Origin of the sequence: Novosphingobium sp. Chol11 (assembly GCF_945870625.1) — a bacterium.
GTDB lineage: Bacteria > Pseudomonadota > Alphaproteobacteria > Sphingomonadales > Sphingomonadaceae > Novosphingobium.
This window is the reverse complement of sequence record NZ_CAMBTS010000017.1, coordinates 1-16,968: the sequence shown is the minus strand read 5'-3', so window position 1 is coordinate 16,968 and position 16,968 is coordinate 1. Positions and strand designations below refer to the sequence as shown.

Annotated in this window: 23 protein-coding genes; 6 read left to right on the top strand and 17 right to left on the bottom strand. The window is 64.2% G+C overall.

Annotated elements, in window-relative coordinates; genetic code table 11:
- Position 1: 1 nt before the first annotated feature.
- The 14 genes from Q0O40_RS04965 to hisB all read right to left on the bottom strand — a co-directional run bounded on the left by Q0O40_RS04965 (position 2) and on the right by hisB (position 9,295).
- Positions 2 to 535 carry a J domain-containing protein gene (locus Q0O40_RS04965; RefSeq protein WP_295526989.1) on the bottom strand — a complete coding sequence of 178 codons (534 nt, stop codon included), beginning with the start codon at positions 533 to 535 and terminating at the stop codon, positions 2 to 4.
- An 87-nt stretch (positions 536 to 622) separates the two neighbouring features.
- Positions 623 to 1,132 carry a peptidoglycan-associated lipoprotein Pal gene (gene pal / locus Q0O40_RS04960; protein WP_295526986.1) on the bottom strand — a complete coding sequence of 170 codons (510 nt, stop codon included), beginning with the start codon at positions 1,130 to 1,132 and terminating at the stop codon, positions 623 to 625.
- Between the two features lie 123 nt (positions 1,133 to 1,255).
- On the bottom strand, positions 1,256 to 2,671 hold the full coding sequence (gene tolB / locus Q0O40_RS04955; protein ID WP_295526983.1) for a Tol-Pal system beta propeller repeat protein TolB: 1,416 nt from the start codon (positions 2,669 to 2,671) through the stop codon (positions 1,256 to 1,258).
- Positions 2,668 to 3,609 (bottom strand): hypothetical protein, encoded by a 942-nt coding sequence (locus Q0O40_RS04950; RefSeq protein WP_295526980.1) that lies wholly within the window; start codon positions 3,607 to 3,609, stop codon positions 2,668 to 2,670. Before Q0O40_RS04950 ends, tolB begins: the two co-directional genes overlap by 4 nt.
- 19 nt (positions 3,610 to 3,628) lie before the next feature.
- Positions 3,629 to 4,012, bottom strand: a complete 384-nt coding sequence (locus Q0O40_RS04945; protein ID WP_295526977.1) for an ExbD/TolR family protein — start codon at positions 4,010 to 4,012, stop codon at positions 3,629 to 3,631.
- 50 nt (positions 4,013 to 4,062) lie between these two features.
- Positions 4,063 to 4,788 (bottom strand): protein TolQ, encoded by a 726-nt coding sequence (gene tolQ, locus Q0O40_RS04940; protein WP_295526974.1) that lies wholly within the window; start codon positions 4,786 to 4,788, stop codon positions 4,063 to 4,065.
- The gene (locus tag Q0O40_RS04935) at positions 4,785 to 5,258 is read right to left on the bottom strand and encodes a YbgC/FadM family acyl-CoA thioesterase (RefSeq protein WP_295526971.1); all 474 of its coding nucleotides are present in this window, start codon (positions 5,256 to 5,258) and stop codon (positions 4,785 to 4,787) included. The genes tolQ and Q0O40_RS04935 overlap by 4 nt, the downstream gene beginning before the upstream one ends.
- Positions 5,259 to 5,343: 85 nt before the next feature.
- Positions 5,344 to 5,718, bottom strand: a complete 375-nt coding sequence (locus tag Q0O40_RS04930) for a histidine triad nucleotide-binding protein (protein WP_295526968.1) — start codon at positions 5,716 to 5,718, stop codon at positions 5,344 to 5,346.
- 1 nt (position 5,719) lies between these two features.
- Positions 5,720 to 6,043: a phosphoribosyl-ATP diphosphatase gene (locus Q0O40_RS04925; protein ID WP_295526966.1), complete on the bottom strand. Its 324-nt coding sequence runs from the start codon at positions 6,041 to 6,043 to the stop codon at positions 5,720 to 5,722.
- Positions 6,044 to 6,100: 57 nt separating this feature from the next.
- Positions 6,101 to 6,289, bottom strand: a complete 189-nt coding sequence (locus tag Q0O40_RS04920; protein ID WP_295526964.1) for a PEP-CTERM sorting domain-containing protein — start codon at positions 6,287 to 6,289, stop codon at positions 6,101 to 6,103.
- Between the two features lie 113 nt (positions 6,290 to 6,402).
- A complete protein-coding gene (gene hisF / locus Q0O40_RS04915; RefSeq protein WP_295526962.1) occupies positions 6,403 to 7,164 on the bottom strand; it encodes an imidazole glycerol phosphate synthase subunit HisF in 762 nt (253 codons plus the stop codon).
- 202 nt (positions 7,165 to 7,366) lie between these two features.
- On the bottom strand, positions 7,367 to 8,092 hold the full coding sequence (hisA, locus tag Q0O40_RS04910; RefSeq protein ID WP_295526959.1) for a 1-(5-phosphoribosyl)-5-[(5-phosphoribosylamino)methylideneamino]imidazole-4-carboxamide isomerase: 726 nt from the start codon (positions 8,090 to 8,092) through the stop codon (positions 7,367 to 7,369).
- Positions 8,089 to 8,709 (bottom strand): imidazole glycerol phosphate synthase subunit HisH, encoded by a 621-nt coding sequence (hisH, locus tag Q0O40_RS04905; RefSeq protein WP_295526956.1) that lies wholly within the window; start codon positions 8,707 to 8,709, stop codon positions 8,089 to 8,091. Before hisH ends, hisA begins: the two co-directional genes overlap by 4 nt.
- The gene (gene hisB / locus Q0O40_RS04900) at positions 8,702 to 9,295 is read right to left on the bottom strand and encodes an imidazoleglycerol-phosphate dehydratase HisB (protein ID WP_295526953.1); all 594 of its coding nucleotides are present in this window, start codon (positions 9,293 to 9,295) and stop codon (positions 8,702 to 8,704) included. Before hisB ends, hisH begins: the two co-directional genes overlap by 8 nt.
- A gap of 95 nt (positions 9,296 to 9,390) precedes the next feature.
- On the opposite strand from hisB, the gene Q0O40_RS04895 reads away from it, so the two are divergent.
- The 4 genes from Q0O40_RS04895 (at position 9,391) to gmk (ending at position 11,389) form a co-directional block, all read left to right on the top strand.
- On the top strand, positions 9,391 to 9,894 hold the full coding sequence (locus Q0O40_RS04895; protein ID WP_295526951.1) for an SspB family protein: 504 nt from the start codon (positions 9,391 to 9,393) through the stop codon (positions 9,892 to 9,894).
- Between the two features lie 73 nt (positions 9,895 to 9,967).
- Complete coding sequence (locus Q0O40_RS04890) at positions 9,968 to 10,306, top strand: hypothetical protein (RefSeq protein ID WP_295526947.1); 339 nt, start codon at positions 9,968 to 9,970, stop codon at positions 10,304 to 10,306.
- Positions 10,307 to 10,314: 8 nt separating this feature from the next.
- Positions 10,315 to 10,653 carry a hypothetical protein gene (locus Q0O40_RS04885; RefSeq protein WP_295526944.1) on the top strand — a complete coding sequence of 113 codons (339 nt, stop codon included), beginning with the start codon at positions 10,315 to 10,317 and terminating at the stop codon, positions 10,651 to 10,653.
- An 88-nt stretch (positions 10,654 to 10,741) separates the two neighbouring features.
- Positions 10,742 to 11,389: a guanylate kinase gene (gene gmk, locus Q0O40_RS04880; protein ID WP_295526942.1), complete on the top strand. Its 648-nt coding sequence runs from the start codon at positions 10,742 to 10,744 to the stop codon at positions 11,387 to 11,389.
- A 37-nt stretch (positions 11,390 to 11,426) separates the two neighbouring features.
- On the opposite strand, the gene Q0O40_RS04875 is transcribed toward gmk, so the two are convergent.
- The 3 genes from Q0O40_RS04875 to Q0O40_RS04865 are packed head-to-tail and all read right to left on the bottom strand — an operon-like array spanning position 11,427 to position 14,606.
- Positions 11,427 to 12,227 carry an SDR family NAD(P)-dependent oxidoreductase gene (locus Q0O40_RS04875; protein WP_295526939.1) on the bottom strand — a complete coding sequence of 267 codons (801 nt, stop codon included), beginning with the start codon at positions 12,225 to 12,227 and terminating at the stop codon, positions 11,427 to 11,429.
- Between the two features lie 11 nt (positions 12,228 to 12,238).
- Positions 12,239 to 13,378: an acyl-CoA dehydrogenase family protein gene (locus Q0O40_RS04870; RefSeq protein ID WP_295526936.1), complete on the bottom strand. Its 1,140-nt coding sequence runs from the start codon at positions 13,376 to 13,378 to the stop codon at positions 12,239 to 12,241.
- Positions 13,379 to 13,430: 52 nt separating this feature from the next.
- On the bottom strand, positions 13,431 to 14,606 hold the full coding sequence (locus Q0O40_RS04865; protein ID WP_295526932.1) for an acyl-CoA dehydrogenase family protein: 1,176 nt from the start codon (positions 14,604 to 14,606) through the stop codon (positions 13,431 to 13,433).
- Between the two features lie 189 nt (positions 14,607 to 14,795).
- Between Q0O40_RS04865 and Q0O40_RS04860 the strand changes: the two genes are divergently transcribed.
- Positions 14,796 to 15,650, top strand: a complete 855-nt coding sequence (locus Q0O40_RS04860) for an SDR family NAD(P)-dependent oxidoreductase (RefSeq protein WP_295526929.1) — start codon at positions 14,796 to 14,798, stop codon at positions 15,648 to 15,650.
- Between the two features lie 83 nt (positions 15,651 to 15,733).
- Positions 15,734 to 16,968: acyl-CoA dehydrogenase family protein (locus Q0O40_RS04855; RefSeq protein WP_295526926.1), on the top strand; the 1,235-nt coding region annotated here is incomplete at its 3' end.

Sequence of the window (16,968 nt, the reverse complement as noted above, 5' to 3'; positions counted from 1 at the left end):
CTCAACCCTTCCACGCCCGCCGATCTTCAGCAGCGCGCAGCACTTCATAAGCCGTCTGCAGTTTCAGAAACTCTGCCGCCGCCGCCTTGTCGCCGGGGCGCAAATCGGGGTGGACTTCCTTGGCGCGCGTGCGCCAGGCCTTGCGCACCGCTTCGAAATCGGCGTCGCTTTCCAGCCCCAAGGCCTCCAGCGCGCGCATTTCGTCGCGGCTGCGGGTGCCGTCGCCCGGTCCGCCCCAGGCCGCCCAGGCCGCCTCGCGGTAGCCTTCGGTATCGCCGCGCTCCGCCTTCTCGCGCAGTTCGGCTTCTTCCTTGTCGAGCCCTTCGAAGTAGTTCCAGCCGGAATTGTACTCGGCGGCATGGCGCTCGCAGAAATACCAACGGTCCGGGTTGTTCGGCGATTTCGGCGCGGGGCAATCGCCCTTGGCATCGCAGCCATGCCGGTCGCACAGCCGCACGGTGGCCGCCTCGCTGCTCGCGCCATAGCCGCGCCAACGCGGAAAGCCCCAGTCTGCCGATCTACCTTGCCGTGCCATGCGAACTTTCAAGCGGCTCCCGAAATTGGAAGCATGGCATCATGCCACAGCCGCCGCTTGCAGACCAGATGCCTGACGGGCGGTAGCTTATTGAACGGTCACCGTCACCGCGCGGCGATTCTGCGCCCAGCTGTCCTCGTCCGAGCCAAGCGCAATCGGGCGCTCCTTGCCATAGCTGACCGTGGTGATGCGCGAGGCATCGATGCCGAGGCTGACCAGATAGTTCTTGGCCGCGTTGGCGCGCCGTTCGCCCAGCGCGATGTTGTAATCGCGCGTGCCGCGCTCGTCGCAGTGCCCTTCGATGCTGATCGCCTTGGCGGGATAGCGCGCAAGCCACTGCGCCTGGCTTTGCAGCACGCCCTGATCGCGCGCATCGACATTATAGCGATCCGTATCGAACAGGATGGTGTCGCTCTGCACCGAGGCGAGGAAATCGGCCTGGCTGCCCGGAACCGGGCCGGTCGGCTGGCTTGACATCGCGCTGTTGGTGCTGGTGCTGGGCTGCGGGGGCGGCGGCAGATCCTTGGGCGTGCTCGCGCAAGCGGCCAGAGCAAGGCTGAGGGCGATCAGCGACACGGGGGCGATTCTGATGGACATGCGGTTCACTCCGGCGGGGACAAGGTTGCAGCAGGACTTTGTTGATAACGTGCCTTGCGTGCAGCGAAATCGCAATCGGATTCGCACGCGGGTCTGGCCCGGAGCAGGCCAGAATGGTCCAATTCAGGGCAGAACTGGCCCCCATGCCGGATCGGAGGCATCGACCGGCGTGTTCAGCCGCCGCTCGTTGCGCCCGGTCAGATCGACCTGCCAGATCGAAGTCCGGCCGCTGCCCCGCGCGGTGCGGAAAAATTGCACGATGCGCCCGTTCGGGGCCCAGGTCGGCGCCTCATCCTGCCAACTATCTGTCAGGAAACGCATATTGCCGCCGCCCGGGCTCATCACCGCGATGCGGAAGTTGCCGCCCATGTGGGTAAACGCGATCTGATCGCCGCGCGGGCTCCATTCGGGCGTGGCGGCGCGGCCCCCGGCAAAGCTGATCCGCCGCTGGTTCGATCCGTCGGCGTTCATCACATAGACCTGCTGGCTGCCCGAACGGTCGCTTTCGAACACGATCTTCGATCCATCGGGCGAATAGCTGCCGCCGACATCGATGCCCGGCGAATCGGTCAGCTTGGTGGAAGGGCCGCCCTCTGCCGAAACGCGGTAAATGTCGGTGTTGCCCGCGATCGCCATCGAATAGAGGATCGACTGGCCATCGAGCGACCAGCGCGGCGCGAATGTCGGCCCTTTGCCCTCGGTGACCAGTTGCTGACGGCCGGTGCCGATGTCGTAGATATAGATGCGCGGGTTGCCGCTCACATAGCTGAGATAAACGATCCGGCTATAATTGGGCGAGTAGCGCGGGGTGAGCGCGGTGGCCTGCCCGCTGGTGATGAAGCGGTGATTGGCCCCGTCCGAATCCATGATCGCCAGCTGCTTGCGGCGGCGGCCCTTGGGCCCGGTTTCGGCGATATAGGCGATCTTGCTATCGAAGAACGGGTTTTCGCCCGATAGCCGCGCATAGACCATGTCAGCGCATTTGTGCGCCGCGCGCCGCCATTCCTCGGGCTTCACCACATAGCCCTGCCGCGCCAGCTCGCTGCCCAGCGCCACGTCATAGAGATAGCAACCGACCGTCAGCCGCCCATCCTCGCCGCCTTTGACAAAGCCGTGCACCAGCATCTCAGTCGACCGCGCGCGCCATCCGCCAAAGGCCGGCGCGGCCACTTCGCCATAGCCGATGCCGGGCAGCGCATCGGGGCCGACCGGCTTGAACAGGCCGTTGTTCTTGAGATCGTTGAACACCACGCGCGCCACATTCTTGCCCAGCGCCTCAGTGTTGCCGCCCTCCGCCGCCGTGCTGACCACGGTATTGGTGGGGAACGCGGGGATCGCGATGCCCAGATCCTGCCATTCGCTTTCGTCGGAAACGGTGACCTGAAGCGGCCCGGACCCGGCAGCAACAGGACCGGTTTGCGGGGAATCGGGCGCTGTTGCATCGGAGGGGGACTGGCTCTCATTTTGGGGCAGCAGCGAGCTTGCGAAAGCAGGCGCAGCAAACAGAGCCAAACCAATTGCTAAAAATGTGCGGGTCATAGGGCCAACTTCCGATCAAATTTTGCTTGGATTTCCTTCCAGCCATCGTAGAATTTGGCGGGAAGCTGAAACGGTACTGTGAGACGAACCGCACGAATAGCACGTTCCTTATGTTGTTTTACTTGAGCCTGATTCGAATTATTTATGCCGATCGTGCGAGCAGTTGGTTGGCCATCTAAACTTCCATCTTGAGCCAATCGAAAAGTCACCAAGGTTATTAGCTTATCGGTGTCCACTCCCTGCGGAACTTGCCACTGGCCACGGCTTCTTATCTGTCGTTGAACTTCGGAATTCAATGATGCCGCTATCTGGGGACTCATTGTTTCTGCCGGCGGCGTGCGCGCGGTGCCGGGGTCGGTTGCGCCGCGCACGCCCTTGAGGAAGTCATCGCCGATGCGGCTGCCCCCGGCTGGCGTTTTGGCGGCGCGGCTGGGGCGGTCGTCGGTCGGCCTCGCCGGCGGCGCTTTGGCAGCAGGCGTTTTGGCCGGCGCTGCCTTGGCGGACGGGGTTTTGGCGGGCGGCATTTTGATGGTGGTCTTCGGCGGCGCGGGCTGCGGCTGCACGCGGGGCGGCTGCGGGCGCGGAATTGGCTTGGGTAAAGGCTGGGGAAGCGGCGGCGACGGCTTAGGCGGGGTTACTTGTGGCGCAGGTGCTGGCTCGGGTTCGGGCACAGTCTGGGGCTGGGGCTGGGGCTGGGCCTCGCCCAGTTCGGGTGCAACATCGGGGGCGGCCTGCGCGTCGGGCTCGGTCGTAGCCGAACGCTCCGCAATCACATCCGACACGGTCACCGTCATTCGTTCGGGCAGCGGCGGCACCGTGCGGCCCGGCGGGGCCAGCGTCAGCGCGGCGATCAGCCCGGCATGCGCGGCAAGCGCGATGACCAGCGCCAGCGCTTCTTCACGGGTCAGACCAGAGGCAGCGGTTTCGCGGATCACCATGGGGCTATGGGCCATCCGATTATGGGGCCGTGGCTGAACCGTTGGTGACCAGCGAGATCGATTTGAACCCGGCAGCATTGAGCGCGCCCATCACCGCGATCACCCGGCCATAATCCAGTCCCCTGTCGGCGCGCAGGGTAACGAGCGGCGGGCTCGCGCCCCGGCTCAGCCCCGCCAGCCGGTCGCCCAGCTCGCCCGGGGCCAGCTCCTGATCATCCAGAAACAACCGCCCCTCGCCGTCCATGCTCACGGTGATCTGGTCCGCCTCCTGCTTCAGCGCCTCGGCCTGGCTGTCGGGCAGATCGATCGGCACCCCGGCGCTCAGCATCGGCGCAGTCACCATGAAAATAATCAGCAGCACCAGCATGACATCGACCAGCGGCGTTACGTTGATCTCCGACATCGGCGCATTACCCTCGCGCCCTCGCCGCCTGCGGCTGACACTCGCGCCCATCATACCTCCAGCTCGCGGCTCAAGGTCGCATGAAAGCGATCGGCAAAGCGAAACAGGCGCGCTTCAAACCGGTTCACCCGGTGCGAAAAGCGGTTGTAGGCAATCACCGCCGGGATCGCGGCAAACAGGCCGATGGCGGTGGCAAACAGCGCCTCGGAAATGCCGGGGGCCACCACCGCGAGCGAGGAATTGGCCTGCGCACCGATGCTGAAAAAGCGTCCCATGATGCCCCAGACGGTGCCGAACAGCCCCACGAACGGCGCCACCGCGCCCACCGTGGCGAGGAAATTGAGCCGGTTGGCCAGCCGTTCGGTTTCGCTCGTCACTGCGCTTTCCATCGCGCTGCTCAGCCGCTGGCGCGTGCCTTCGCGGTCGATGGTCTTGCCTGCGGTCGAGCGCCGCCATTCGGCCAGCGCGGCGGTCACGATGCGCGCGCTGGGGATGTCCTTCTTGCCCTGCTCCTTGTGAAACGCATCGACATCGCGCGCCTCCCAAAAGCCATCTTCATACCTGTCGCAGGCGCGGCGCACGCTGCCCATCTTGAGCCAGAAACCTACCACGATCGTCCAGGTCCAGACCGAGGCAAGCACCAGCGCGCCCATCACCACCCGCACCACCACATCGGCATTGAGGAACAGCTCGATCGGATTGAGCCGGGTTGGCATGCCGGCATCGGTAATGGCACTGGCGCTGGCACCGGCCACGGCAAGAAGCGGGATCATCATGCGGAAACACAACTTTCATCAGGAAAGTGGGGGAAAACAATCGGAGCAATCGCGGCAAGCCAGCTGGCCGGCTGGCGGCGCGGGCGGCCATTCGGCGCGACAAACGCGATCCTGAGCTGCGCCTCGCACAACAATTCGCCCCCGCGCAGCGCGCGCTGGACCATGCGGCAGGTCGCCGGGCTGATGGCGGTCACAATGCTGCGGAGCACCACCGCATCGTCCAGCCGCGCCGGGCGGGCATAGCGCAAGGCAAGGTCGGCAACGGTATAAGCGCCCTCGCCAGCATCATGCGCCGCGCGTTGCTCGATGCCCAGCAGCCGCAGCATGTCCGCGCGCGCGCGTTCGAACCAGCGCAAGTAATTGGCATGGTAGACCACGCCCGAAAGATCGGTGTCCTCAAAATACACGCGCACCGCAAACAGGTGGCATGAACCGTCAAAGCGGCCAGAAGGAGGCTCGGGCAAGGTCATAACGTGCGCCGCTGTTAGCGCACCGGCGAGTCGAAGGGCAAGCCGAACCGGCGGTTTTGTTAACCATAGTGCGGAAGCCCGCGTTTCAAGCTAGCAAAGGCCCCAGCGCCCGCCCTGCAAAGATATGCACGTGCAGATGCGGCACTTCCTGATGGCTGTTCGTGCCGGTGTTGGCCAGCAGGCGATATCCCGGCGCCACCAGCCCCGCCTCGCGCGCCACCGCGCCAACCGCGCGGACGAAGCCTGTAATCTCGGCCGGTGTCGCCTTCGCCGAAAAATCGTCCCAGCTGACATAAGCGCCCTTGGGGATCACCAGAATATGCGTCGGCGACTGCGGATTGATGTCGTGAAACGCAAGGCTCCATTCGTCCTCGCGCACTTTCCTGCACGGAATCTCGCCGCGCAAGATCTTGGCGAACACGTTTTCGTCATCATAAGGCTGTGTGGCATCGACCGGCATGTCAGGCGCTCCTGCTGGCTTTTTCCGCAATCCCCGAGGTGCCTTCGCGGCGTTCCAGCTCGCCCAGCACATCGGCCATGGTCACCCCCTTCGCGCCCAGCAGCACCAGCAGATGGAACACCAGATCGGCCGCTTCGCCGGTCAGGTCTTGCGCCGTGCCGGTAAGCGCGGCGATCACCACTTCGGTGGCTTCCTCGCCCACTTTCTGCGCGATCTTGGGCACGCCGCGCGCATGCAGCTTGGCGACATAGCTGGCCGCCGGATCGCCAAGGCGGCGCTCTGCGATCAGCGCTTCGAGGCGGGCGAGGATCGCAGCATGGTTCATTACGGGGCCACGAATGGCGCGCCGCCGCGCCCCGGTCAAGCCAATCAATCAGGCCATTTAGTCTCTGCGCCGCCCGTTGCGCCGCCCGAGGATGAGGCCGAGCACCCCGATCGCAAACAGGATGATGTTGTTCGGTTCCGGCACCGACGTATCGCCAGCCTGCGCGCAGGCGGCACCAATCGGAACAAGCACCAGCGCCGCACCAGCCAACAGGCTGTGCGCGAGGAAATGGGGAGGCCTGACCATGCAAAAGTTAATGCAAACCTTGTGCCACCGCTGCTGCATGCGCGGGGGACCGGCGGGCCCAATAGTTAACGCCAGCCGCCGCTCACCCGCGCATGTAAAGCGCGCCGACGATTTCAGCTCCTCGCGGGCAACCCCGCCGCGCGCAGCGCCGCATGCGCCTCGGCCACGCTGTGATGGCCAAAGTGAAAGATCGAGGCCGCGAGCACCGCGCTGGCGTGGCCCTGCGTCACCCCCTCGACCAGATGATCGAGGCTGCCCACCCCGCCGCTGGCGATCACTGGCACCGACACCGCATCGGCAATCGCGCGGGTCAATGCCAGATCATAGCCCGCCCGGGTGCCGTCGCCGTCCATCGAAGTGACCAGCAATTCGCCCGCGCCCAGCCGCGCCAGGTTTTCGGCATGCGACAGCGCATCGATGCCGGTCGCCTTGCGCCCGCCGTGGGTGAAAATCTCCCACCGGCCCGGCCCCGTCGCCCGCGCATCGACCGAGCCGACGACGCACTGCGCACCAAACTTCTCGGCAATATCGCGCACCAGTTCGGGCCGCGCGACTGCCGCCGAATTGACCGCGACCTTGTCCGCGCCTGCCAGCAATAGCGCCCGCGCATCCTCAGGCGTCCGCACCCCGCCGCCCACCGTCAACGGCATGAAGCACACTTCGGCAGTGCGCGCGACGACATCGAGCAAAGTCCCGCGCCCCTCATGCGTCGCCGAGATATCGAGGAAACACAGCTCGTCCGCGCCCGCCTTGTCATAGGCCCGCGCCTGCTCGACTGGATCGCCCGCATCGCGCAGATCGACAAAGTTCACGCCCTTCACCACGCGCCCATCGCGCACATCAAGGCAGGGAATAACGCGGATGCGGACGGTCACCGGCGCAGATCCCTCAGAAGGATTGAAGCGAATAACGCTGCCAGAGCGGCACATAGCAGGACGGACAAACAATACTGAGCCGGGTTCTGTGCCTTGCGGAAAGTGCCGAAGAGCGGACCGAGAGGCGCTACCTCGCCTGACAACAGAGCGCGTATGGCGAGCCATAGCCACACCGCGGTAGCTAAGATGTCGAGGAGAATGATCACGCCTCCGCCACCGCAATCGCGGCCGCCAGATCGAGCCGCCCCTCAAACAGTGCCCGCCCCGTAATCACGCCCTCGATCCCGTCGCTCTCATGAATTTTGAGCATGCGGATATCGTCGATGCCCTTCACCCCGCCGCTGGCAATCACCGGCAGCCGCGTCGCGCGCGCCAGATCAAGCGTCGCGTCGATATTGCAGCCCTTCAGCAGTCCGTCGCGCCCCACGTCGGTAAACAGGATCGAGGCCACGCCCGCGTCTTCAAACCGCCGCGCCATGTCGGCAATCGAAACGTTGGAGACTTCCGCCCAGCCCTCGGTCGCGACCATGCCGTCCCGCGCATCGACCGCGACGACGATCCCGCCGGGATAGGCGCGTGCCATGTCCTTCACGAACTCTGGGTCCTTCAGCGCCGCCGTGCCGATCACCACCCGCGCCACGCCCAGATCGAACCAGCCATCGACCGCGATGGAATTGCGGATGCCGCCGCCTAATTGCACGTGGCCCGGAAACACCTTGAGGATGCCCTCGACCGCCGCGCGGTTCACCGCTTCCCCCGCGAACGCCCCGTCCAGATCGACGACGTGGAGATACTGCGAGCCCGCCTCGGCAAACAGCATCGCCTGCGCTGCCGGGTCGTCGCCATAAACGGTCGCGCGCGACATATCGCCTTCGGCCAAGCGAACAACCTGTCCGGCCTTGAGATCAATGGCGGGAAAAACAATCATGGCTTCCACTCCAGAAATCGCGCCAGCAGCGCAATCCCGTAATCTTGGCTCTTTTCGGGGTGAAACTGCACCCCCAGCACGGTATCCTGCGCCACCGCCGCGACCAACCCGCCGCCATGATCGGTCATGGCGGCAACAGTCGCGGGATCGCTGGCGGCGAAGTGAAACGAGTGCAGGAAATAGGCCTCGCCAGGGACGATCAAGCTGTGATGGCGCGAGGGCGCAACATCGTTCCAGCCCATGTGCGGAACTTTAATGGCGGGATCGGTGCGTTCGATCTCGCGCAACTCGCCGCCGATCCAGCCAAGGCCAGTGCATTCGCCGAATTCGATGCTGCGCTCGGCGAGCAATTGCATGCCCACGCAAATCCCCAGAAACGGCGCCGCGCCCACTTGCACCCGCTCGGTCATCGCCTCGACCAACCCCGGCACAGCGCGCAAGGCTTCGGCGCAGGCGCGAAATGCGCCGACACCGGGCAACACGATCCGATCCGCCGCGCGCACCACCGCCGGGTCGGCGGTAACGCAGACCCCCTCGGCCCCGGCAGCTTTCAGCGCATTGGCGACCGAACGCAGATTGCCTGCGCCATAATCGACCAGCGTAATGACCTCAGCCACCCAGAATGCCCTTGGTCGATGGCACGGCATCGCCCTTGCGGGGGTCGATCTCCACCGCTGCGCGCATCGCCCGGGCAAAGCCCTTGAAAATGCCTTCGATGATGTGATGATTGTTCTGCCCGTAAAGGCATTCGATGTGCAGCGTGATGCCCGCGGCCTGCGCCACCGACTGGAACCAGTGCTCGAACAGTTCGGTATCCATCTCGCCCAGGCGCGGCTGCGTGAAAGCGGCTTTCCAAATCAGCACCGGGCGGCCCGAGATATCGAGCGCCACGCGCGCCAGCGCTTCGTCCATCGGCGAATAGGCTGTGCCGTACCGCGTGATGCCCTTCTTGTCGCCCAGCGCCTGCGCAATCGCCTGCCCCAGCGCAATCGCGCTGTCTTCGGTGGTGTGGTGCTGGTCGACATGGAGGTCGCCCTTCACGTGGCAGGTCACGTCGATCAGCGAATGGCGGCTGAACTGCTCGATCATGTGATCGAGGAAACCGATCCCGGTCGACACATCATAAACCCCCGTGCCATCGAGATTGACCGCAACATTGATGGCGGTTTCATGGGTAGTGCGGGCGATCGATCCGGTGCGCATGGCGCTGGCTATAAGCCGCTTGGGCGCAGAATCAATCTCCGCCCCCTGCGCGCTCCCTCTTGACCCCGGCGCGGGCCAAGGCCATCGGTAGCGCCATGACCGATACGCCCGACAGCATGATCCCCTACGATGAAATTGTGCAGGAGGCGCTGCGCGCGGTGGTCGGCCGTGTGCTCGGTCAGGTTGAGGCCGCTGGTGGTTTTCTGCCAGGGAACCATCATTTCTACATCACGTTCAAGACCGGAGCCCCCGGGGTTTCGATCCCGCAGCGGCTGAGAGAGCGGTTTCCCGACGAAATGACGATCGTCATCCAGAACAAGTTCTGGGATCTCAAGGTGAGCGATCAGGGCTTTACCGTTGGGCTTAGCTTCAACCAGATTCCCTCGACCCTGATCATTCCGTTCAGCGCGATTACCGCATTTGTCGATCCGGCGGTCGATTTCGGCCTGCAATTTCAGGCCGCTGGCGACATCGAGGAAGATGTTCACCCCGATGATGCACAAAACGATTCGCCAGGCGATGATGCGCCAGGCGAGAGCCGCACATCCGACAGCGACGATGGAACCAATGTGGTGACCGTCGATTTTCGCAAGAAGTGAACGTTTCGCAAGAAGTGATTGGCGCGCGGGCGTCGGCGCAGTCCTGCGGACGCGCCCTGCAAACGCGAGGTTGATGATGGCCCTTTTCAAGAAAACAGCAGCAAAAGCGAAAGCCGACGCCGCGCCCGATGCGGAGCCGGTTTCCGCCGTGGCCGATATCATCCTGGCCGATATCGCAATGCACGCGGGCGAGACCATTCTGCGGCGCGGGGTTGAACGGGCGCTACCCGGCAATGGCCCGGTCAAAAACATTGCCGGGGGCATCGGCAGCGGCATCGCCGCGCGGCTGATCAAGCTGGCGGCGCTGCGCATCGCCACCCGCTCGGTGCCGGGGGCCATCGCCGTCAGCGGCGCGATGCTCGCCAAATCGCTCTACGACCGGCGGCGCGCCAAGGCGGCCCGGAAGAAATAGGCACAGGCATGGCCCGCAAGCATTCCAGACATGGCCCCTACGAGGATGCTGCCGATGCGGAGGAAGCGCCGGTCGTTGTCCCGGCCTGCTGGCTTTGCGGGCGGCCAACGGGCAAAACCATCGTCTGGCACCATCCCGTGCCCAAAAGCCGGGGCGGGCGCGAGGTCGTGCCCATGCATCCGATCTGCCAGCAAACGCTGATCGCCAATTTCACCAATTCGGAATTGCAACGCCACGGCATGGATGTCGCCGGCCTGCTGGCCAACGAGTCGGTGCGCAAGTTCGTCGATTGGGTGGCGAACAAAGATCCCGACTTCAACGCGTCGACTGCCAAGAAACAGCGCTAAGGCGGCGCTATCCCGGCGCTATTGCTGTAAATTCTCGCCTCGATGCACAGCGCTTGACGATTTGCCGCGCTTTGCGGCATCAGCGTGCATGGTCCAAACTGCTCAAGACGACACGCTCCACCGCCGGGGTCTGATGTTCATCCTCTCCTCGCCATCGGGCGCGGGCAAGACCACGATCGCGCGCATGCTGCTCGCGGCAGACATGGAACTGGCCGTATCGGTCTCCGCCACCACCCGCCCGATGCGCAGCGGCGAGGTCGATGGCAAAGACTATCACTTTGTAACGCAAGCCGAATTTGATCGCATGGTCGAGGCAGGCGAGTTTTACGAATGGGCGCATGTGTTCGGCCATAGCTATGGCACGCCCAAGGGCGCGATCCGCGCGGGGCTGAAAGCGGGGCAGGACTTCCTGTTCGACATCGATTGGCAGGGCACGCAGCAGCTCTATCAAAAGGCCGAGCGCGATGTGGTGCGCGTATTCATCCTGCCGCCCAGCCTTGCCGAACTCAGCAACCGCCTGATCGGCCGAGGCACCGACAGCGCCGAAGTCATCGCCGCCCGCATGGCCCGCGCCCAGGCCGAAATCAGCCACTGGGATGGCTACGACTACGTCGTGATCAACGACGACGTCGAGGTGTGCTTTGCCAAAGTGCACGAAATCCTGAACGCCGAACGCATGCGCCGCACCCGCCAGACCGGGCTGATCGATTTCGTCCGCGAACTGACGCGAGGGTGAACAGCTGCGCCCCCGATTCGCGCCGCGCCGCTGCCGCTCAGTGACCGCTGGGATCGACCGGGTCTTCTGAAATCCAGCCGTTGACGATGCCGCCGTCGATCGGAAGCGCCGAGCCGACGAAATAATCGCCCGCGCGGCTGGCGAGGTAGATCGCGCCGCCTGCCATGTCTTCCAGATTGCCGATCCGTTTGGCCGGAATGCCGCGCGCCGATGCTTCGGGATTGAGCGCGGCGGCCTTGTTCATTTCCGAGGCAAACGCGCCCGGGCAGAGCGCGCTGACCACGATATTGTCGCGGATCAGACGCGCCGCCATGCGCCGCGTCAGCTGGACCAGCGCCGCTTTCGAAGCCTGATAGCTATAGGTTTCCCAGGCATTGATCCGCAGCCCGTCAATCGAGGCGATGTTGATGACCTTGGCCGGGTGCTCGGTCGCGGCCGCCTTCAGCAGGCCGTGCAGCTTCTGCGTCAGGAAAAACGGCGTTTTGACATTGAGGTTCATCACCTTGTCCCAGCCGATCTCGGGGAAATCCTCAAACTCTGCGCCCCATGCCACACCGGCATTGTTGACGAGGATGTCGAGCTTGCTTTCGCGCTGGCTCAAATCCTCGACCAGCGCCTCAATCCCGGCGGCAGACGATATATCGCCCGGCAGCGCAATGCACCGCTCGCCCAGTTCTGCGGCGGTTTCCTCGACCACCGCGGCCTTGCGCGCGGTGATGTACACCCGCTCGCAGCCGGCCGCGAGATAGCCTTCAGCAATCATCCGGCCAATGCCGCGCGATCCGCCCGTCACCACCGCCACGCGGCCTTCAAGACTGAACAGTTTGGAAAAATCCATGCGCTTATTCCTCAATAGCCACTGAGCTGCGCCACGCGCTCAGTGTGATAAAACTGGTCGCCCATGAATTCGGCGAGTGCGCGGTCGCGCTTCATGTAAAGGCCGATGTCGTATTCATCGGTCATGCCTACGCCGCCGTGCATCTGCACGCTTTCGCGCACGGTCAGATTGCACACCTGCCCGGCCTTGGCCTTGGCCGCCGCGACCATCAACTCGGCGCGATCCGAACCGCCATCGAGCAATTGCTGCGCCTTGATCACCACCGCGTGCGCGATCTCAAGCTCGGAATAGAGGTGCGCCGCGCGGTGCTGCAGCGCCTGAAATTCTCCGATCAGCTTGCCGAACTGCTTGCGGGTCTTGAGGTAGGCCGTCGTCATGTCGAATGCGCCCGAGGCAACCCCGGTCTGCTCGGCCGCCGCGCCGCTGCGCCCGGCATTGAGCACACTGTTCAAAAGCGCGCGCCCGCCATCGACATCCCCGATCACACAGTCGCCATCAAGCTCGACATTGTCGAACGTGACATGGCTCGCCATCGACGAATCGAGCAGGCGCACCGCATTATGGCCGATCCCGGCGGCATCGCGGGGCACGGCAAACAGCGTTACGCCGTCGGCATCGTCATCACGGCCTGCGGTGCGCGCGGCAACAATGATCGCATCCGCTGAAGCACCCTGCACCACGAACTGCTTCTTGCCCGAGAGGCGAAAGCCGTTGCCCGCGCGCTCGGCGCGCACGGCGATGCTCTGGGGGCGGTGCTTGGGGCCTTCGTCGATGGCCATGGCGAGCACCGTATCGCCCGCGATCACGCCGGGTAGCCAACGTCCGCGCAGATCATCAGAACCGCCCGCCAGCGCGGTGACACCCATCACCGATGTGGTGAGAAACGGCGAAGGCGTCAGATTGCGGCCAATCTCGGCCAGCACGATCCCGGCCTCGACATGGCCCATCGCCAGCCCGCCATCGGCTTCGCTGGCCAGCATGCCGGTGAGGCCCAGTTCGGCAAACTGCTTCCACAGCGCGTGGGCAAAGCCATCCTGGCAATTGCTTGCGCGCAAGCTGCGCAGCTGCTTTTTGATGTTGCCTTCGTCGGCCATGAAGCCCGCGACGGACGCAGCCAGCATGGCCTGATCTTCGGTGTGAAACAATGGCATTGGTTCTCTCCCCTTCCCGTTTTCGGGAAGATTGCCGAGCAAAGTTAAGGGTTTAAGCGCCAGGCAGATCGAGGATGCGCTTGGCCACAACGTTGAGCATCACCTCGCTGGTGCCGCCCTCGATCGAGTTGGCCTTGGTGCGCAGCCAGCCGCGCGCGGTGCCGCCGCCCCGGCTTTCCTCGCTCTCCCATTCCAGCGCATTGCTGCCGCCTGCATTCATGAACAGCTCGTGGCGGCGCTTGTTGAGTTCGGTCCCGGCATATTTCATCATGTTGGACTGCGCCGGATGGCCTCGGCCCACTTTGGCTTCATCGAGGAACTTCTCACCCATCGCCGCATAAGCCAGCGCATCGACATCGAACATCGCCAGTTGCGCGCGCAGCATCGGCTCCGCAAGGCCGTTGCGCGAGAGCGCCGCGCCGATCGTGGTGGCACGGTCGCCGCCGCCCGCGCCCGAAATCATCTCGCGCTCGTGGCCGAGCAGATACTTGGCCACATCCCAGCCGCGATTGACCTCGCCAACGATCTGCACCTTCGGCACCTTGACGTTGTCGAAAAAGGTCTCGCAGAACGGCGAATTGCCGCTGATCAGCAGGATCGGCTTGGTCGTCACCCCCGGCGTGGTCATGTCGAACAGCAGGAAGCTGATACCCTGATACTTGTTGGCCTTGTCGGTGCGGACGAGGCAGAAAATCCAGTCGGCCTTGTCGGCATACGAGGTCCAGATCTTCTGGCCATTGACCACCCAGTGATCGCCCCCCACCGGATCAATGACTTCCTCGCCGTAGGTCTGCAAGCTGACAAGGTCAGAGCCTGAGCCCGGCTCCGAATAACCCTGGCACCAGCGGATTTCGCCGCGCGCAATCTCGCCCAGATAGTGCACCTTCTGCGCCTCGGTGCCAAACTTGAGCAGCGCCGGGCCCAGCATCCAGATGCCGAAGCTGGAGAGCGGCGGCCGCGCACCGATCCGCGACAACTCCTCGCGCCACACTTTGGCCTCCGCCGGGCTCATGCCCGCACCGCCATAAGCCTTGGGCCAATCGGGCACGGTATAGCCCTTGGCGATGCAGGCATCGAGCCATGCCTTCTGCGCGTCGTTCTTGAATGTGAAGTTGCGCCCGCCCCAGCAGATGTCATCCTCATCGCGCACCGGCTCGCGCATTTCGGCGGGGCAGTTTGCGTCAATCCAGCTGCGCAGCTCGCTGCGGAAGGCTTCAAGATCAGACATCGGGGGCAATCCTCTCTCCATTTAATCGCAAGGTTAAGGCGAGTCGCGATGCTCTGGCAAGCGCCGATTTCTCGGCGTTTGGGCAGGGCGGGCTGCCGTAGCGTCAACGCGTTGTGCATTGACGCGCGCGGTGCCGCGCCCCATCACGCGGAAAAACATAGCCCTCAGACTTGCTGCAGGAGAGGCCAGATGCGATTCGAAGGAAAGACAGCCGTCATCACCGGCGCGGCATCGGGCATCGGGCGCGCCGCCGTGCTGTTGTTCGCGGCTGAAGGCGCAAATGTCTACGCCGCCGATATCGACGAGACTGGCATGGCCGAGACCGCCGCCCTCTCGAACGGCAGCGTCACCTGCGTGCGCTGCGACGTCACCAATTGTGAGGACATCAAGGCGCTGATGGACCGTGCCGCCGCCGAGACCGGCGGCATCGACGCGCTGTTCAACAATGCCGGCGCGGGCGGCGATTCCGCCCCGATTGACGAGATCGAGCCCGCCGGTTGGGACCGCACGATGGACCTGCTGCTGCGCTCGGTCGCGTTCGGCATCCGCTATGCCGCGCCCCACATGAAGGGCCGCGCCGGGGCCGCCATCGTCAATACGTCCAGCATCGCCGCCGTCGGCCCCGGCTATTCGCCCAGCGCCTATGCCGTGGCAAAGGCAGGCGTGCTGCATCTTACCAAGACATCGGCCACCGATCTTGCGAAGTTCCAGATCCGGGTCAACGCGGTGCAGCCGGGCTTCATCAACACCAACATTTTCACCCGCCATCTCGAAATGAGCGGCGAATTGGAGGCGCAGGCCAAAGGCGCCATCGCCATGTTGTCGGCGGTCGCGCAGCCAGTGGCGCGCGGCGGGCAATCCAATGATATCGCCGAGGCCGTGCTATTCCTGTGCAGCGAGGCCGCCAGCTTCGTGAACGGCACCTCGCTGATCGTCGATGGCGGGATGACGCTGGGTCCGCGCCATAGCTGGGATCCTGCTACCCCCGATCTGTTCAGCACCTTGCGCGACATGAAGGCGGCGGCGGACGCTGCGGGCACTTGATCTTGGGGCAGGCATCGCGCACGATTTATCCGATAGATTAAAACGCGGGTTTCAGCGCTCCCGATGCGCTCTTGGAGAGAACAATGGATTTCGAGCCGAACGAAAAGCAGGTCTTCTGGCGCAACCGCGTGCGCGATTTCATAGAGGCCCATGTCCGCCCCCGCCACAAGGATTACAAGGCCGAGCAGGCCACCGGCGATCGCTGGAAAGTGCTGCAAGTGGTCGAAGAGGAAAAGGCCCGCGCCAAAGCGCAGGGCATCTGGAACCTGTTCATGCCGCCGCGCAATTCGGGGCATCACCATGTCGATGAAACCTTCGAGTTCGAAGGCCCCGGGCTCACCAATCTGGAATACGCGCTCTGCGCCGAAGAAATGGGCCGGATCAACTGGGCCAGCGAAGTGTTCAATTGCTCCGCGCCCGATACCGGCAACATGGAAGTGTTCCACCGCTATGGCACCGCCGCGCAGAAAGAGCGCTGGCTGCGCCCGCTGATGAACGGCGAGATCCGCTCCGCCTTCCTGATGACCGAGCCTCTCGTCGCTTCGTCGGACGCCACCAACATCGAAACCTCGATGACACGGGATGGCGATGAACTGGTGATCAACGGGCGCAAGTGGTGGTCTTCGGGCCTCGGCGATCCGCGCTGCAAGATCGCCATCGTGATGGGCAAGACCGATACCGAGGCCAAGCGCCACCAGCAGCAGTCGCAGGTTCTGGTCCCGATGGACGCGCCCGGCGTCAACATCCTGCGCCACCTGCCGGTGTTCGGCTATGACGATGCGCCGCACGGCCACATGGAAGTCCTGCTCGAAAACGTGCGCGTTCCAGCAGAAAACGTCCTGCTGGGCGAAGGACGCGGGTTCGAAATCGCGCAAGGCCGCCTCGGACCTGGCCGCATCCACCACTGCATGCGCACCATCGGCGTTGCCGAAGAAGCCATCTCGAAGATGGCCAAGCGCCTCCAGTCGCGCGTCGCCTTCGGCAAGCGGATTTCGGAGCAATCGGTGTGGGAAGAGCGCATCGCCCGCGCGCGCATCGACATCGAGATGACCCGCCTGCTCTGCCTCAAAGCCGCCGACATGATGGACAAGGTGGGCAACAAGGCCGCCGCGCTCGAAATCGCGATGATCAAGGTGCAAGCGCCGAACATGGCGCTGCGCATCATCGATGATGCGATCCAGGCGCACGGCGGCGGCGGCGTGTCCGATGATTTCGGCCTTGCCAATGCTTATGCCCATCAGCGCACCTTGCGCCTCGCCGATGGCCCGGACGAAGTGCACGCCCGCGCCATCGCCCGCATCGAATTCGCCCGCCACGC

What these genes read in the sequence shown, in the direction of transcription:
- Q0O40_RS04965 (WP_295526989.1), bottom strand. Translation starts at nt 535, where the DNA reads ATGGCACGGCAAGGTAGATCGGCAGACTGGGGCTTTCCGCGTTGGCGC.
- pal (WP_295526986.1), bottom strand. Translation starts at nt 1,132, where the DNA reads ATGTCCATCAGAATCGCCCCCGTGTCGCTGATCGCCCTCAGCCTTGCT.
- tolB (WP_295526983.1), bottom strand. Translation starts at nt 2,671, where the DNA reads ATGACCCGCACATTTTTAGCAATTGGTTTGGCTCTGTTTGCTGCGCCT.
- Q0O40_RS04950 (WP_295526980.1), bottom strand. Translation starts at nt 3,609, where the DNA reads ATGGTGATCCGCGAAACCGCTGCCTCTGGTCTGACCCGTGAAGAAGCG.
- Q0O40_RS04945 (WP_295526977.1), bottom strand. Translation starts at nt 4,012, where the DNA reads ATGTCGGAGATCAACGTAACGCCGCTGGTCGATGTCATGCTGGTGCTG.
- tolQ (WP_295526974.1), bottom strand. Translation starts at nt 4,788, where the DNA reads ATGATGATCCCGCTTCTTGCCGTGGCCGGTGCCAGCGCCAGTGCCATT.
- Q0O40_RS04935 (WP_295526971.1), bottom strand. Translation starts at nt 5,258, where the DNA reads ATGACCTTGCCCGAGCCTCCTTCTGGCCGCTTTGACGGTTCATGCCAC.
- Q0O40_RS04930 (WP_295526968.1), bottom strand. Translation starts at nt 5,718, where the DNA reads ATGCCGGTCGATGCCACACAGCCTTATGATGACGAAAACGTGTTCGCC.
- Q0O40_RS04925 (WP_295526966.1), bottom strand. Translation starts at nt 6,043, where the DNA reads ATGAACCATGCTGCGATCCTCGCCCGCCTCGAAGCGCTGATCGCAGAG.
- Q0O40_RS04920 (WP_295526964.1), bottom strand. Translation starts at nt 6,289, where the DNA reads ATGGTCAGGCCTCCCCATTTCCTCGCGCACAGCCTGTTGGCTGGTGCG.
- hisA (WP_295526959.1), bottom strand. Translation starts at nt 8,092, where the DNA reads ATGATTGTTTTTCCCGCCATTGATCTCAAGGCCGGACAGGTTGTTCGC.
- hisB (WP_295526953.1), bottom strand. Translation starts at nt 9,295, where the DNA reads ATGCGCACCGGATCGATCGCCCGCACTACCCATGAAACCGCCATCAAT.
- Q0O40_RS04895 (WP_295526951.1), top strand. Translation starts at nt 9,391, where the DNA reads ATGACCGATACGCCCGACAGCATGATCCCCTACGATGAAATTGTGCAG.
- Q0O40_RS04890 (WP_295526947.1), top strand. Translation starts at nt 9,968, where the DNA reads ATGATGGCCCTTTTCAAGAAAACAGCAGCAAAAGCGAAAGCCGACGCC.
- Q0O40_RS04885 (WP_295526944.1), top strand. Translation starts at nt 10,315, where the DNA reads ATGGCCCGCAAGCATTCCAGACATGGCCCCTACGAGGATGCTGCCGAT.
- gmk (WP_295526942.1), top strand. Translation starts at nt 10,742, where the DNA reads ATGGTCCAAACTGCTCAAGACGACACGCTCCACCGCCGGGGTCTGATG.
- Q0O40_RS04875 (WP_295526939.1), bottom strand. Translation starts at nt 12,227, where the DNA reads ATGGATTTTTCCAAACTGTTCAGTCTTGAAGGCCGCGTGGCGGTGGTG.
- Q0O40_RS04870 (WP_295526936.1), bottom strand. Translation starts at nt 13,378, where the DNA reads ATGCCATTGTTTCACACCGAAGATCAGGCCATGCTGGCTGCGTCCGTC.
- Q0O40_RS04865 (WP_295526932.1), bottom strand. Translation starts at nt 14,606, where the DNA reads ATGTCTGATCTTGAAGCCTTCCGCAGCGAGCTGCGCAGCTGGATTGAC.
- Q0O40_RS04860 (WP_295526929.1), top strand. Translation starts at nt 14,796, where the DNA reads ATGCGATTCGAAGGAAAGACAGCCGTCATCACCGGCGCGGCATCGGGC.